Raw genomic sequence first — 15,551 nt, 5'->3', positions numbered from 1 at the left:
CTTTTTCGAACGAGAATCCAACTTCGATCGATGGGGCGATATCTATGTTTCATAAAATCATTCTTTTACTGTGTATTTCATTTTTTCCGTTTCAAATTTTCGCATGGGATTTGGCCAAGGAAAAGAATGGGGTGACCGTTCACACGCGAAATGTGGAAGGTTCCGAACTGAAGGAGTTTCGGGGAAAGACGAAAGTGAAGGCTAGTTTGAACTCAATACTCGCTCTTCTAGAAGATAATCCTTCTTACACTACTTGGTTGAAAGATTGTAAGAAGTCGGAAGCGATAAAAGTTTTGAATCAGAAAGAGAAATATATATATATATTAAACGGAGTTCCTTGGCCGTTAGACGATCGTGACTTTATAGTTCATTCCGTCTTTTCTCAGGATAAGACGACCGGAGCCGTAACCTATACGATGAGACCTGCGGATAATTCCGCCGTACCGGAAAAAAAGGGAATCGTTCGCGGCAAGATCAAAGGGTTTTGGAAATTCGTACCAAAGGGCGACGAAGTGGAAGTTACCTATCAAGTACATAGCGAACCGGGCGGCAGTATTCCATCGTCAATAGCTAATTTTGTCGTAGTGGATATTCCCTACGAGACGTTACGCAAAATGAAAGATAAATTGGAGGAATCCAAATATAAGAACGCTCCTCCGTCTCATCTACTTTCGGAATCGTCAGCTCACTAATCGAAAATTACAGCCGGTAATTGACGCCGAAGAAAATTCCGCCGTAGGCTGCCTGCATATCTAATTTGCGGGAGTATTGTTGAGAGAGCAGAATATTTGTTTGGTTGGCGGACTCGGTTAAAGGAGTAACTCGTCCGTCTTGTCGAATATAAATGCTGGATGAACTTCCGTTGAAGGAACCGTCAAATGATGCGATATTAATCCAGGATAGAAATGCGCCTACGCTCAAGGAAATGTGGTTTGTGACGGGAGCGGATAAGGAACCTTCTAAACGAAACTCGATTCCTGTGCCGCTCAAGTTTCCGTCCTGCTGAAAATATTCCTTTCCGTTAGTCGCGTACCCTCTTGAAATCCATAAGGCTTTGGTGTATCCTCCTCCAAAGCCGGCCTCCCAGTTCAGCCATCGGTTCACGCGGCCGTCTTGCCAAACCATCGCTAAAAAATATAAGCTTTCCATCCCGAAGTTTAAACGAGTATAAAAGGGATCGCCGGTAATATTTGTAAGTCCGAAATTTCTAAAGTAATGAAATCCGCCAAGCACGCCCACTTTAAAATTTCCGGAGAATCGGGTTCTAATAAGAACTTCTCCCTGAGTCATCGTACGGTCGTTTCTTTCTCTCGTTTCAGAAGGAACTCGCGGATCTAACGTAGAAGAAAAACCGCTCAGATTATGATCGAATCGATTCAGTCCTCTCATTCCCGCACCGAATCTTGCCCCGAATTCCCAGTTCCCTTCGGGAGGGGCCGGTCTCTCCTCCGGGAGCTCCTTGAATTTTGGAATGGCTGCGTCCTCGCCGTAAAGCAAAGAGGGGAGCGATAAGAAACAGACAAAAAGAAAATAGAAACTGCGTGATGTCGAATTAGATTGCATTTCCGATTTAAAAAGGAGTGGTGATTTGGTTCTATTGGGGAAATCCTTGCAGGAACCCGGCATACTGGCACCGTTTTCCCGGGATCTCTATTCTAAAAGTCTTTATTTGCAAGGAAACGTAAACTGGGATGCTAACTACAAAACTATTTCCTTTTTTGGATTTGGACCTTCTCAAACCGTATTTTTACTTCCTTCTGTTTATAGGGTTGTACCTCACAATACGATTAAGGTTCCCTCAAATTCGCTTCTTATTTTTAGCGGTGAAAATTTTTTCCGGAAATATGGACTATAAAGGCTCTCGAGGAAGATTGATTCATTCCCAAGCTTTCTTTGCCGGAACAGGCTCTTCCTTGCTTCCGGGCGCAGTATTGGGATCCGGTTTAGCTTTAGTTCTGGCCGGTCCCGGCGTCCTGCTCTGGATTTGGATTTCTAGTTTTTTGATCATGCCGCTGCGATTCGTTTCTTCCACCCTGGCGATACGATTTAGAATCAAATTGGAAAGCGGAAGATACTTATCCGGCCCGATGTATTTTATTGAGAAAGCTCTTCGCGCAAGATGGTTGGCAATCGCGTTTTCTCTAGCGGGCTTGCTGACGGTGCTTTCGATGGGTGGAGCTATCCCGATGTTAGGCGTTTCATTCTTTGCGCAACAAGGTTTTGATATCCAAGGGATGACCGTTCCTGTGCTTGTTTCAATTATTGTCGTCTTTGTCGTTTTAGGCGGAATACGAAGAATCGGAAGAGTAGCGGGTTATCTCGCGCCCGTCGGATTGCTTCTTTTCTTTGCCGGTTTTTTTCTACTTTTCGGGAGTCAACTGACAGGCTTCTACTCTTTCCTCGAAGTAGTCGTAAAAGACGCGACCAGTCCGATCACGCTATTATTAGGCGGCGGATTTTCGATTGCCCGGATTTTTAGTACCGGGACCGGTATGTTCTTCTTATCGACCGAGACCGGAATCGGCAAGAGTGCCGGCGTTGCCGGCGTCGTACGTACTGATCATGCCGCTAAGCAAGGGCTCGTCAGTATGTTGGCTACTTTCTTCGAAGGGTTTATCGTCGCTACTTTAGTCATTTATGCTTTGTATTCCTTCGGAGTCAGGAACCTGGACGGGCTTCTTTCTTTCCTAAGAATTTTGGTTAATGGGCCGACGGACTTGGCTCATATCGCATTCTTTGCTTCCTTTCTATTATTTGCCGTCGTTGCGATCGCTGGATGGTTCTACACCGGTGAACAAAATGCTAGGTATATTTTCGGTGAAAAGTTTGCCAACGCCTATCGAATTCTGTTTATCGTCGCGATTTTAGGATCCGCGTACGGTTACTTAAAATTCGGCGAGGAGGTCCTACTTCAGATATTTGGAATCGGTTTTTCCCTGGCGTTAGTAACGGCGGTACCGGTGTTAATCAGTTTAGTGTTGCTCGTAAAAGTAGCCCAAACGGAGTTGAGGAAATTGATCGAGGGTGGGGCGCATTACGAGATTTTCAAAGACTTCTACTTACTTCTCCTTTCGATTCTCCCCAAAAATTTAGTATCCTTACTTTTCGGCTTATTGGCAGCATTGCGCCTTCCTCGGTATATCATGATTCCGATTTTAAAGGCGTTTGCGAAGGCCTATAAGATTAATTTGGACGAAGCCGAGTTGGAGATTCGGGAATACAATTCATTGAATCAATTCTTTACTCGCGCTCTCAAGGCGGGAGCACGTATCATCGATTCGGATGAGAATGCTCTAGTCTCGCCTGTGGATGCGAAAGTAACCGGGTTCGGAGACATTCATGAGGAAGTGATCCTTCAAGCAAAAGGGGTGGATTACAATCTAAAAGAATTGATCGGTGGAGAAAAATATTTATCTAGATTTCAGAACGGAAAATACATCACATTTTATCTTTCTCCCCAGGACTATCATAGGATCCATTCTCCCGCGTACGGGAGAATTTTAGGATATTATTATGAACCGGGAAAATTATTTCCGGTCAACGAATTGGCGGTTTTCGGTATTCGCGGACTCTTTCCTAAAAACGAACGATTAATCACTTTTTTACAGACGGAATACGGGTTGGTAGCTGTCATCAAAGTCGGGGCATCCAATGTAGGAAGGATTCGAGTTACCTACGATAAGAAAATCGTAACAAACACATTAATTCGAACGCCGAAAGAAGAGGATTATAAAGACGTTTCGATCATGATAGATAAGGGCGCCGAGTTGGGAAGATTCGAGATGGGATCCACTGTCATCCTGATATTAGAGCGGGAAACGTTTGATTTTTCCGATATTTCATTAAACGAAAAAATCACGTATGGAACTACCGTCGGTCATTTCCGGAAAAAACTTCTACAATTGCCGAGGTAACGGTTTTGGCACTGAGTTTAAAGGCGACCACCCCCGATACGATAGAATTCGACGAGGATTCATTGCGTATCGCCTGGAAAGACGGAGTTCTTTCGGAATATTCTTTACTGGATCTTCGTAAACGTTGTCCATGCGTCGTCTGCAGAGGAGGGCATGGAGGGAAAGTAGGCGCAACGACCGGAGCGATCCAACAAGCGAAACTACTTTCATTTTCCAAAGTCGGTCGATACGCTATCAACCTGGTTTGGGGAGATTATCATAATACCGGAATTTATAGTTTTGACTCTCTTCGGTTGCTATCGGAGGGGATGGAAGGGGATTTAGGAATTCCTTAAGTGAGGGAATGCTGGAATTGGGAAAGGATTCCCCACCCGTCCTGGGCGGGGGCCGGATCGGAGGTACCCGCCCCGCAAATTCTTTAGCCTCAATATCATAGGTTTGTTCGTTCGGCAATATGTTTTTTTCCCTCCCCATGTTGGAGTTCCTGCAGACGATTTTCCTCTCGAGCATTGAGCCCCGATTTCTTTTCTGAAAGGGAACTCTCGGTTTGTATGCCTCGCTAAAATCGGCTTTTTTCCTTGTTTTTGCAAAGAGCGAGGGTAAAATTCGATAAGACACGCTCAAAACGCCCCGTTTTTCGGCGCAAGAGAAAAAAGGGGTCGACAAAATTCTTTTTATTATGTCTCCTTATCCAAAATTCATAGAGAGTCCTCAATATGGGTGAAGGGTCCCTTTCCCAAGAAGAAATAGATGCACTACTAGCGGGTGCCAATGAAACATTCGATCCAGGTAGTATGGCTGCAGCCGGGGGATCGAAGGAAGTTGCGGGTTTATCGCCCGTCGACAGGGATCTCCTATCGGATTTTCTTTCCCAGTGTTTTCAGACTGCAGGCAGCACGTTAGGCGCGATTCTTTCAAAAACTTCAAGCTTCATGAATCCTACTACGGAAGCGAAGACGCGCAAAGACATCGAGGCCGAGTTAAAATCGAATACGCTTATTTTATATTCGACGTATTCGGGCAATTTAAACGGTCGAGTTGCATTAGCGATGGGAGCCGACAATGCCGCTCGTATCGCAAATATGATGATGGGTGGTTTCGATTCGGGGGGTTTGGACGAGGGACAACTTCAGACTCTTAAGGATAGTTTGACTCCCATTATGGGAGCGCTCCAATCTCAGATTGCCGCAAAGACCGGTGGCGGCGTGAACGGTTCCCCTGCGGAAACAAGACATGTCACTTCCCCGGCGGCACTTGTTTTACCGGAAGGTGATCCGATCGTCAGGACTTTCTTTAACTTAGCGATCGAAGGTTTGCCATCCTTTAGAATCCAATTCTTACTCTCCTTGTCGATGGCTAACGACATTCTCTCTTTATCGAAACGATCGGGTGGAGGTGGAGGCGACTTCGGTGGAGGCAACTTCCAAGGCGGAATGGGGGGAGGCGGTGGCGGAGCACAAGTAGGCATGCGCTCGGTATCTTTCCCAAATTTGGCCACTGCAAGCGGAGCTCAAGGCGCTCCGAACTTAAATCTTCTCATGGACGTGCAGATGTCCGTGACCGTCGAACTCGGAAGAACGAAGATGTACATAAAAGACATCCTCGGATTGGGCGAAGGTTCGATTATAGAGTTGGATAAGCTCGCCGGTGAACCCGTGGATTTGCTTGTTAACGGAAAGCTAATTGCCAAGGGAGAAGTGGTCGTTATCGACGAGAATTTCGGTGTGCGTGTTACTGATATTGTCAGTCCGGCGGATAGGATTAAGCCGGAATCAGGAGGCGGATGAACGGAAAGATTCTTTTTTACAAATCTCTACTTCTTCGCTTCGGCTCCCTCGCTTTTGCGATCGGAGTCTTTTGCATTTTATCGGGATCTTTAAACATTCATGCTCAGGCTACCGATCGGGAAGCAATGGATGAACTCCTGAAAAAAGAACTAAAAGGAGATGTTCCCAAGACGGACAATTCGGAGAAATCCGAGAAGAAGATTCCCGAAGCCGGAAAAGAGACCGGCGCTCAGCCGACGGCGGCCAATCCTGTGGAAGAGCGATACAAACCGGTCTCGGATGGGCCGGGCTTGGGCGGTATTTTATTCAGGATCGTATTGGTTCTAGGAATCTTATGCGGTGGTGTATACTGGATTTTAAAAACGATAGCAGCATCGCGTGACGCAAAATTGCCCGTAAGAGGCGAGATGAATTTACTGAGCAGTCTCTTATTAGGACCGAATAAGCAGCTTCAGATAGTGGAAGTTACGGGGCAGATTTTTGTATTAGGCGTCGCCGATAGTGGGATCAATTTGATTTCGGAAATAACCGATCCGGAAACAAAATCCCGACTGCAACGAATGAAGGATGAATACGAACCTCCGGAAGGCGGTTTCTTAGTTTCTGTCCTGGCTCAATTGAAGGACTTGAATACTAAGATCAGTGGGACTTCCCGCACGGAAGAGACTCTATTAAAGCCGCAACCGGGAGAGAGGAAAGAAAAGCAGAAAAAGCTGAAGCAAAAACTGGATGAGATTAAGCGAGAAAGGAATAACCTTGAAAATGGGTTATTCGATGTGAATTAGGAGGGCATTTGGGCGGTTTCATTGAAAATAGGGCGGGAATTTTGGTTTCTTTACTAAAGAGACATAAAAAAATTATGTGGGTGATAAGCGCTCCCATCTTCGCAATTTCGCTGCTTTTTCTTTTCTCCGGAGGGGAAATATTCGCGCAATCCACCGCGCCTAGGATTCCCATCCCGAATTTAGGTATTAATGTAAACGAAGCAAAAGGGCCGAGAGAGACGAGCCTTTCTCTTATGATCCTTTTCCTGGTGACGATCCTCTCGTTGGCTCCGGCTATCGTGATGTCCCTGACTTCGTTCACTAAAATCGTCATCGTATTAGACTTTGTTAGGCGGGCCCTATCGATCCAAAATCTACCTCCCAACCAAGTGATGGTCGGTTTAGCCTTATTCATGACATTTTTTATTATGGCTCCCACTTTGAATATCGTCTACGAAAAGGCGCTTACGCCGTACATGAACGGAAAGATCGATACGAACGAATTTTTCGATAAATCCATGGTTCCAATGCGTGAATTCATGATTCGTCAGATCGGTCCTAGCGGCGCAAAGGACGTGGCTCTTTTTTTAAAGATCGGAAAGGTGGAAAAGGTGGAATCCTTTGACGATGTTCCGAGTTACGTCTTAATTCCCGCCTTTATGCTTTCCGAAATCAAAAAAGCTTTTTGGATCGGAATCATAATCTTCATTCCGTTTATCGTCGTGGATTTGGTAGTTGCGTCCGCACTACTATCGATGGGTTTAAATATGCTCCCGCCAGTCATGGTGAGTCTTCCTTTTAAACTGATCTTATTCGTCTTAGTTGACGGTTGGAATCTAATCGTCTACGAGCTGGTAAGGAGTTATAAATGACCGAAGTGGACGCGATTACACTGATTCGAGACGCTCTCTTTGTCACGCTGAAGCTATCTTCGCCGATCCTTTTAACCGCGATGATAGTGGGTTTGATTATCGGAATTTTGCAGACAACGACTTCCATCCAGGAACCGACGATCGCCTTCGTCCCGAAGCTCCTGTCCATTTTTGTCGTAATCGTGATTTTTGCCGGATGGATGCTTCAAACCGCGACGGATTATACTAGAGATCTGTTTTTGATGATAGAGAAATTTTAGAGAAACATAATGGAGTATTTCGTAGGTAATTTTCAAGTCTTTCTTCTGATCCTTGCGAGGATCGTCGGATTGCTGTCGGTTGCCCCGGTATTCTCATTCGTGTCCATCACGTTTGCGCAACGAATTTCGTTGGGTTTTCTGATAGCGGTAATTCTCTTTCCCGTTTCCGCAGGCTTCGTTCCGCCCATTCCGGGAAATATGGTGGATTACGGTTTAGTGGCAATCGGCGAAGTTCTAATCGGAATCTTAATGGGTTTTTTGATAAGTCTCGTTTTTGCATCCTTCCAGATGGCCGGGGAATTTTTCAACGTTCAGTTAGGTTTCGGTTATGCGGAAATTTTGGATCCGATTTCCCAGACGAGCCTTCCCGTAATCAGTACATTAAAGAATATGCTCGGGATGTTGCTGTTTTTAACATTAGGAGCTTATCGCTTCCTGTTTGAAAGTCTGGCCTATTCGTTCGAAAAAATTCAGATTCTGAAGCTTGTTCCTGAAATTCAAGACGGTTTATATCGAGCAATGGAAGGCGCCGTCGGGGCAATGTTTCTCGTGGCCTTTAAAATTTCCCTTCCTGTCCTTGGCGTCCTGTTTTTAGTCACAGTTTCCGAAGCTCTGATGGGGAAAGCGGCGCCTCAATTGAATATTTTGCAACTGAGCTTCCCGATCAAGATCGCGATCGGTTTAATCGTACTTATACTGATTGTTCCGTTCATAGTGTCGCAAATGGAATCCGCATTTCAGCTATCCTTTGAAAAAGTGAATTTTTTGCTCAAGGAATGGCCGACTTTATGAAATCATTATGGATGCTACTTATTTTCCGGCTCTTCCCTCGGAGATTTGAGAACGGAGAAATTTCCGATCCATTCTTTGCGACGGAAAACTTTCGAATCGATCTGCAATTGTTTGCAGCAGAAGACGAAGGTCGTACACAACCGGGTAGCGAGAGAAGAAGAAGAGAGGAACGGGAAAAAGGAAACGTTCCGAAAAGTTCAGAAGTCCCGTCCGCCATCGTTCTACTCGCAGGCGTAGTATTGATGTACATTATGGGGGAATACTTTTTCATGAGGTCTTACTATCTCCTTCGGAAGTATTTTTTCGGAATTCGATCTGCGGATTCCGTGAGCCTGGAAGCGGTTTCCACGCTTATGAACAATGCTCTATGGGATATCACTCAATTACTTTTACCGCTAATGGGAATTACGGTCGTGGCGGCTATCGTGGGGAATGTGGTTCAAGTCGGATTCTTATTCGCGCCTAGGGCTTTGGCATTCAATTTCAGTCGGATTCGACCTAATTTTAAGAAGGTTCTTCCGAATCGACAAACCCTCTTTAATTTGGGAAAATCCTTGGCCAAGGTCGCGATCATCGGCTGGGTTTCATACTTCATCATCGAGAAGGATTTCTTTCGAATTCTCATGCTTGGGCATATGGGACTGGAAGAGTCTGTCACTCTGATCACGTTTACCGCATTCAAAATATTTGTCGTGGTAGGGATTCTATTATTGGCGATCAGCGTAGGAGATTATTTCTTCCAACGCTATGAATATGAAGAATCCTTAAAAATGACTCCCTCGGAAGCAAAGCGGGAAATGAAGGAGCAGGATGGGGACCCTTCCTTACAAGCGCGTCGACGTCAGATGGCTCGAGATACGATTAAGAAAAGCCGCATGCTTACCGAAGTCCCGAAGGCCGATGTAGTCATCACCAATCCCACGCACTTTGCAGTCGCGTTGGAATATAAACCCTCCGTTCATAAAGCGCCGATCGTTATTGCTAAAGGCGTCGACGATTTCGCTTTAAGAATCATTCGAGTCGCAAGATCGAACGGAGTTCCCACAGTGGAAGATCGTCCGATGGCCAGAACATTGTACGACGAAGTGGAGATCGGTCAGGAAGTTCCGGCCCGCTTCTATACCGCGCTCAGCGTGATCTTTACAAAACTCGAATCCTTTAGAAAAGCGTTCCGGAACGCATCGTAGACGACTAGGAGAAACGTATGGAAAAGAAATGGTACATGCAATCGGACTTTATCCTAGGCGCCGGCGCAGTTTCGATCGTCGCGATGTTAGTGGTGCCGTTACCCGGAGTGATCCTTGACTTATTGATTTTATTCAGTTTAGCGGTGAGTCTTTTGATCGTATTGACTTCTCTTTCGATCAAGGAACCCGCCGAATTCTCGGTTTTCCCGAGTCTTTTGTTGATAACTACGATTTATCGATTGGCGTTAAACGTATCCACCACTCGGCAGATTCTATCCAAAGGACCTGCGGTAAATAGCGCGATTATCGACGCATTCGGATCGTTTATCGTCGGAAGCGAATCCGGTTTGAGCAAATACGTAGTAGGATTCATCATCTTCCTGATCTTAGTGATCGTGCAAGTGCTGGTGATCACCAAGGGTGCGACTCGGATTTCGGAAGTCGCCGCTAGGTTCACGTTGGACGCTTTGCCCGGAAAGCAAATGGCCATTGATATGGAACTCTCTACGGGCAACATCAATGAAGAGGAAGCTAAGAAACGAAGAAAGAAGATAGAAGCCGAAGTGGATTTTTACGGATCCATGGATGGTGCGAGTAAATTCGTGCAAGGAGACGTCCGAGCCGGATTGATCATTACTGCGATCAATTTGATAGGCGGAGTCGTCATTGGCGCTAGCATTCGCGGCGAATCTTTCGTTTCCGCGATAGAGACCTACGGAAAATTCACGATCGGAGACGGATTGGTCTCTCAGATTCCGGCGTTGTTAACTACGGTTGCGACCGGTATTATCGTAACCCGCTCCGGTTCCGAATCGGATTTGGCGAAGCAGTTCAAGACTCAGCTATTTGCAAATTCGAAGGTTCTGTATGTCGTGGCTGCCTCGATGGGATTGGGTGCTTTCATTCCCGGATTGCCGTTAATACCGATGCTTTTGCTATCGGGCGGACTCGCGTATCTGGCATATTCGATGGAAAGAACCGTTCAGGAGCAATTGGACGTTTTAGAGAAAAAGGAAAAAGAATCCGTTTCGGATCGTAAGCCTAGAGATTATTACGATGAACTTAGGATCGAACCGATCGAAATCGAATTCGGTTATCATTTGGTTCCTCTGGTAGATACGTCTCAAGGCGGAACGCTTATGGATCAAATTTCCAATCTGCGCGCCAAATTTGCGAGAGAAAGCGGCATAGTTATTCCGCCGATTCGTATTTTAGATAATTTGGAAATTCCGCCGGATCAGTTTACGATCAAAATCAACGGCGTGGAAGTAGGTTCGAGCACGATTAGGCCGGATAAACTCATGGCGATGCCTTCGGCGGAAAGCCAAGAGATCACTTCCATCGAGGGTGAAGCTTTCGTCGAACCCGCGTATGGAAGAACGGCAAAATGGATTTCCTCGGATACGAAGGGAGACGCCGAATCGAAAGGATTCATCGTCGTGGACGCTTCGACGGTAATCATCACTTATCTACGGGAATTACTCGCGACTCATGCTGCGAGTTTATTGGGAAGAGAGGAAGTGAAAAAACTATTGGATCATTATCGCTCTCAATATCCGACATTGGTTCAGGAACTGGAAGCGGACAAACCGGGAAATCTCGGAATGCTTCAGCAGGTTTTACAGAATCTTCTTCGGGAAGGTTTGGGAATTCGAAATTTGGTGCCGATTTTGGAAACTATAGCAAACAAGATGCCCAAGTATCCGAATCCCTACGTTCTTACTGAATTCGTAAGACAAGCAATCTCGAACACGATCGTAAAAGATTACATGGTGGACGGGAAGCTGCAGGCTGTCGTCGTAGAAGGAAGAGTCTTGGACCGTTTGAACAAATCGCTCGCGCAGGATCGTCTCGAAGGTAGAGATATTTTGGTTCTACCTCCCGAATTTCAGCGACGTCTTTTGGAATCGGTGGCAGAGATGAATCGGAAAATTCAGGAGAGCAGGGGCTTTCCTATTTACGTAGTAAATCGAGAGGTTCGAATGCCCTTCGCTTATTTCCTTGCTAAGGAATTTCCTCCGCGAAATTTTGCGGTTCTTGCATTGGAGGAAGTTCATTCTTCCGTTCCCACAGTCATAGTGGGAGAATTGCGAGTCACCCAAGCGCAGGCAGCCGAGACCGCCGAGACAGTTTAATCAAAAGAATTATATAAGCTTAATAGAAAGGGAGGATGTATGGATTTCGCAAAGATTAGAGGCAAAGACCTACAAGATTGCTTAATGCAGATGAAAATGAAGTATGGACCGGAAGCTCACGTTATCGAGCATCGAATCCTGACCGAGGGAGGAGTTTTCGGAACCGGGCTAATGGCAAAAAAAGTCATCGAGATTCAGGTGGGAATTCCTGAAAAAGCGAGTTCTCGCGAAAAAGTGGAGAAGAAGCTTCAGGATCTAAAAGAACTCCTAAAACAGAAATCCAGTCAAAAGGTCGAAAGGCATAAAAACTTGGACGAAATTCCTTCCTGGGAAGAGCGTTCACGCCGCACGATTCCCTCCATCACTTCCTTGCCCGAAGAACTTATTTCCGACGCGCAAAAAGGAGAAGAAAAACTAGGAATCTCCTTTGCCCAAGAATTTGAGCCTAGATCGAGAAGCATTCGGAAATCCGAACCTGATTCCCATTTAAGTCGATTGAAAGATCGGTTAATTCAGGAAGGAATGAGCGTCAGATATGCCGACGAAATTGCATCGGCCGTCGAGCAGCGTTTATCTCCGTTAGATAGATCTAGGTCCGCGTCCGTTCAGGAAAAAGCGATCGAAGTACTTTCCGAGAGAGTGCAAGCCGAGGAGGATATTTTCAAGGGTACGGGACGCGGACAGAGAAAGGTGGTTTTTTTTGTCGGTCCGACCGGAAGCGGTAAGACTACCAGCATCGCAAAACTCGCGGCGAAATACCATTTGCATATGGGTAAAGCCGTTTCCCTGTATACCACCGACAACTATAGGATTGCCGCAATCGAGCAACTGAAACGGTACGCCGATACCATGGAAATGCCATTTTATGCGGTAAAGGATCTAAAACGTTTCCAGGAGACTCTTGCGAGAGACGGTTCCGAATTGATTTTAATCGACACTGCTGGTTATAGCCACCGGAATATGGATCAACTCGGGAAGATGCACGGTTATCTGTCGGCGTTCGGGGAAAAAGATAGTGTTGAAAATATCCTTGTATTATCGTCTACCTCATCGTATCATCATTCCCACTCGGTGATGAAAGCCTACGAACCTTTGGGTTTCCGCAGAATTTTATTAACCAAATTGGACGAAGCGGAATTTTTAGGTGGATTTCTGGAACTGGCCGATACACTAAATAAGGGTTTTACCCATCTAAGCGTCGGTCAAGAAGTGCCTTTTGATATGATCCCTGCGGATAAGCATCTACTTGCCGAGTGCGTGGTAAATCCGGAAAGAATCAAAGATATCAGGGGCGAAATCTTCTCTACAATCGGTTAAATCGATTAGGGACGAAGAACGTTCGAGAAAGAGGTTAGGATGGACCAAGCGACCCAACTACGGAAATTGACCGAGGGTAATACGAGTCTTAAACTCGTTTCTTCAACCAAACCTATGACCAAAATTATTGCAATAGCTTCGGGAAAAGGCGGGGTCGGAAAAAGTACGATTTCCGTGAATCTCGCTATCTCGATGGCTAAAGCGGGACAGAAGGTTTTGGTTTTCGACGGAGACTTGGGTCTCGCAAACGTAAACGTTATTTTGGGGATTATTCCCAAATACAATTTATACCACGTAGTTAAGGGACATAAGAGTTTAAAAGACATCATCATTCAAGCGCCGGAAGGTGTGGATATCATAGCAGGGGCGAGCGGTTATTCACAGCTTGCAAACCTGAACGATACGCAGAGAAACAATTTAATCAAAGGTTTTGCGGATCTAGAATCCTACGATTACATGATCATCGATACCGGGGCCGGAATTAGTTCCAACGTAATCGGACTAACTCTGCCTGCCGATGACGTCATCGTAGTGACCACTCCTGAGCCGACCGCAATCACCGATTCCTACGGTTTGATTAAAGCCATCGTCTCTCAGAGTAGGGACAAAAACCTGAAAATGGTCGTGAATCGAGTTCGCTCGGCGATCGAGGGGAAAAAAGTTGCGGATCGAGTCATCGATATCTCCGGCCAATTCCTGGAAGTCAGAGTCGAAAATCTAGGCTTTATCTTTCAAGACGACGAAGTTGAGAAAAGTATCCGGGAACAAAAACCGTATATTATTCATTCACCAAAAAGTAAGGCTGCTGCCTGTCTCAATCGGATCACTTATTCTCTATTGAATCAAGAAATGGATTCACAAGAGGATTCCGGAATCGGCGGTTTCTTTAAGAAATTCTTCAATTTCGTGGATGTTCGTGAGAAACAGCAAAGCTTAGACGACAATTGAACCTCCAGATCGCCTTCCTCGCTTTTTTTGCCTTCCTTGGCTTAGTCGTCAGCGCCGTCTGCGGATTCATGGCGGGAAATTATATTAGCCATATCCTTTTCATCACGTTTCTTTCTACGGTCGGAATGGGTGTCTTCGGGTTCGGAGTATATACGATTCTCGAGATGAAAGTTCCTGAGTTTTTAGAGCTATTACGAAACTTCGGAGGTTCGTACGTCTCTGCCGAAGACGGGGAAGCGAGAGAAGGAGGATCTGCCGGATTCTACGGAGAGAGGATCGACAGCGATATGTCCGGGGTAAATTTCGATTCACCAAGCAGTCCGGATGAAATTCGAACCACCGTTGCAGGAATTCCCCGTAAAAAGGCGGATAAATTCGGAGATCATATAATGGTCGAAAATATAGCCATCAAAAACGAACCAAAGCTCATGGCGGAAGCTATCCGAACCATGCTTGCCAAGGACGATGGCAGTTCGGAAAAATAATATTTCTAAATGGGATGCCTTGAGTCCGAATGCCGTGATTTTTTCTAAGAACTTTTTTCTTATTCTTCTTTTTTCATGAAACCGAGACCTATTTTATCCGAGGAGGGCATATTTTTCCCTCAACCGGCCCTCATTTACTAATGAGACAAAAAACTGCTTGATTTCCCCTTTTTTGCGACAAAAAATGCTATTGCAAATCGGTTTGGTCCACGACACTCTTAAACGAGGGACCTTCCCAGTCCGATGTTATGTCCAAACTTTTTGATAAATATAATAATACGGATGAGACGGAACTGTGGAAGTCCTATCGGGACACCAAAGACCAGAACATACGCAGTTATCTCGTAGAAAAATATTCTCCTCTAGTCAAACACGTTGCAGGTCGTATTGCGATCGGAATGCCCCAAAATGTCGAGTTCGATGATTTGGTTTCCTACGGAGTCTTCGGGCTTCTGGATGCGATCGAAAAATTCGATCCGGATCGGCAGATCAAATTCAAAACCTATGCAATGACTCGGATACGCGGTTCTATCTTTGATGAACTTCGTTCCATCGACTGGATTCCGCGCTCGATTCGTCAGAAGGCCAAACAGCTGGAACAAATCATCGGGATGTTGGAGAACAAAGAGGGCGCTCATGTCGAAGATGAAGCGATCGCTAAGGAAATGGGTATTTCCGTCGAAGAGTTCAATACCCTTTTAACTAAAATCAGCGGCACCTCTCTAGTTTCACTTAACGATATATGGTTTCTCGGTGATGAGAACGACGAAGTCTCTTTTATGGAAACTTTGGAATCTCCGATGAATATGAATCCCGATACGATTATCGAAAAGGAAGAAATCAAGAACGTAATCGTCGAAGCCATTAAGACTCTTCCGGATAAAGAAAAGAAAGTAATCGTCCTATATTATTACGAAGATCTAACACTGAAAGAGATCGGAGAAGTCCTGGAAGTCACCGAGTCGCGGATTTCACAGTTGCATACACGAGCAGTCGCAAGGCTTAGAAGCAAACTGGGAAAAGTGAAATCGGTCATAACCAAAAAATAAATTCTCCCTCTATTTTCGGAAATGCGGGCAAAACTGTATGC

The 15,551-nt window shown here is 45.5% G+C and carries 15 protein-coding genes; 14 read left to right on the top strand and 1 reads right to left on the bottom strand.

The genetic code is table 11. From position 1 onward, the window contains the following. The first annotated feature begins 44 nt into the window (after window positions 1-44). Window positions 45-692, top strand: coding sequence for an START domain-containing protein (locus tag LEP1GSC058_RS03445; protein WP_016547945.1), 648 nt, complete (start codon window positions 45-47; stop codon window positions 690-692). A 7-nt stretch (window positions 693-699) separates the two neighbouring features. On the opposite strand, the gene LEP1GSC058_RS03440 is transcribed toward LEP1GSC058_RS03445, so the two are convergent. Then, window positions 700-1,626: an LIC_11366 family protein gene (locus LEP1GSC058_RS03440; protein ID WP_016548006.1), complete on the bottom strand. Its 927-nt coding sequence runs from the start codon at window positions 1,624-1,626 to the stop codon at window positions 700-702. 65 nt (window positions 1,627-1,691) lie between these two features. Here LEP1GSC058_RS03440 and asd point away from each other — a divergent pair, with 65 nt between their 5' ends. The 13 genes from asd (at window position 1,692) to whiG (ending at window position 15,510) form a co-directional block, all read left to right on the top strand. Continuing rightward, window positions 1,692-3,914, top strand: a complete 2,223-nt coding sequence (gene asd / locus LEP1GSC058_RS03435) for an archaetidylserine decarboxylase (RefSeq protein WP_016547818.1) — start codon at window positions 1,692-1,694, stop codon at window positions 3,912-3,914. A gap of 5 nt (window positions 3,915-3,919) precedes the next feature. After that, complete coding sequence (locus LEP1GSC058_RS03430; RefSeq protein WP_016547888.1) at window positions 3,920-4,249, top strand: DUF971 domain-containing protein; 330 nt, start codon at window positions 3,920-3,922, stop codon at window positions 4,247-4,249. A 381-nt stretch (window positions 4,250-4,630) separates the two neighbouring features. Then, window positions 4,631-5,701, top strand: a complete 1,071-nt coding sequence (gene fliN, locus LEP1GSC058_RS03425; RefSeq protein WP_016547789.1) for a flagellar motor switch protein FliN — start codon at window positions 4,631-4,633, stop codon at window positions 5,699-5,701. Next, window positions 5,698-6,486, top strand: coding sequence for a FliO/MopB family protein (locus tag LEP1GSC058_RS03420; protein WP_016547862.1), 789 nt, complete (start codon window positions 5,698-5,700; stop codon window positions 6,484-6,486). Before fliN ends, LEP1GSC058_RS03420 begins: the two co-directional genes overlap by 4 nt. A 74-nt stretch (window positions 6,487-6,560) precedes the next feature. Next, window positions 6,561-7,337, top strand: a complete 777-nt coding sequence (fliP, locus tag LEP1GSC058_RS03415) for a flagellar type III secretion system pore protein FliP (protein WP_039947995.1) — start codon at window positions 6,561-6,563, stop codon at window positions 7,335-7,337. Continuing rightward, the gene (gene fliQ, locus LEP1GSC058_RS03410; protein ID WP_010569447.1) at window positions 7,334-7,597 is read left to right on the top strand and encodes a flagellar biosynthesis protein FliQ; all 264 of its coding nucleotides are present in this window, start codon (window positions 7,334-7,336) and stop codon (window positions 7,595-7,597) included. Before fliP ends, fliQ begins: the two co-directional genes overlap by 4 nt. Before the next feature lie 9 nt (window positions 7,598-7,606). Next, window positions 7,607-8,389 carry a flagellar biosynthetic protein FliR gene (gene fliR, locus LEP1GSC058_RS03405; RefSeq protein WP_016547993.1) on the top strand — a complete coding sequence of 261 codons (783 nt, stop codon included), beginning with the start codon at window positions 7,607-7,609 and terminating at the stop codon, window positions 8,387-8,389. Then, the gene (gene flhB / locus LEP1GSC058_RS03400; RefSeq protein ID WP_016548138.1) at window positions 8,386-9,576 is read left to right on the top strand and encodes a flagellar biosynthesis protein FlhB; all 1,191 of its coding nucleotides are present in this window, start codon (window positions 8,386-8,388) and stop codon (window positions 9,574-9,576) included. The genes fliR and flhB overlap by 4 nt, the downstream gene beginning before the upstream one ends. A 17-nt stretch (window positions 9,577-9,593) precedes the next feature. Continuing rightward, window positions 9,594-11,711 (top strand): flagellar biosynthesis protein FlhA, encoded by a 2,118-nt coding sequence (locus tag LEP1GSC058_RS03395; RefSeq protein ID WP_016547951.1) that lies wholly within the window; start codon window positions 9,594-9,596, stop codon window positions 11,709-11,711. 39 nt (window positions 11,712-11,750) lie between these two features. Then, entirely contained in the window at window positions 11,751-13,028 is a 1,278-nt protein-coding gene (flhF, locus tag LEP1GSC058_RS03390) for a flagellar biosynthesis protein FlhF (protein WP_016547780.1), read from the top strand. Between the two features lie 39 nt (window positions 13,029-13,067). After that, window positions 13,068-13,976: a MinD/ParA family protein gene (locus LEP1GSC058_RS03385; protein WP_010569452.1), complete on the top strand. Its 909-nt coding sequence runs from the start codon at window positions 13,068-13,070 to the stop codon at window positions 13,974-13,976. Continuing rightward, window positions 13,973-14,461 (top strand): hypothetical protein, encoded by a 489-nt coding sequence (locus tag LEP1GSC058_RS03380; protein WP_016547954.1) that lies wholly within the window; start codon window positions 13,973-13,975, stop codon window positions 14,459-14,461. The genes LEP1GSC058_RS03385 and LEP1GSC058_RS03380 overlap by 4 nt, the downstream gene beginning before the upstream one ends. Before the next feature lie 248 nt (window positions 14,462-14,709). Continuing rightward, complete coding sequence (whiG, locus tag LEP1GSC058_RS03375) at window positions 14,710-15,510, top strand: RNA polymerase sigma factor WhiG (RefSeq protein ID WP_010418741.1); 801 nt, start codon at window positions 14,710-14,712, stop codon at window positions 15,508-15,510. Window positions 15,511-15,551: the final 41 nt, after the last annotated feature.

Source organism: Leptospira fainei serovar Hurstbridge str. BUT 6 (genome assembly GCF_000306235.2).
Classification (GTDB): domain Bacteria; phylum Spirochaetota; class Leptospiria; order Leptospirales; family Leptospiraceae; genus Leptospira_B; species Leptospira_B fainei.
This window is presented reverse-complemented; position numbering and strand designations above follow the sequence as displayed.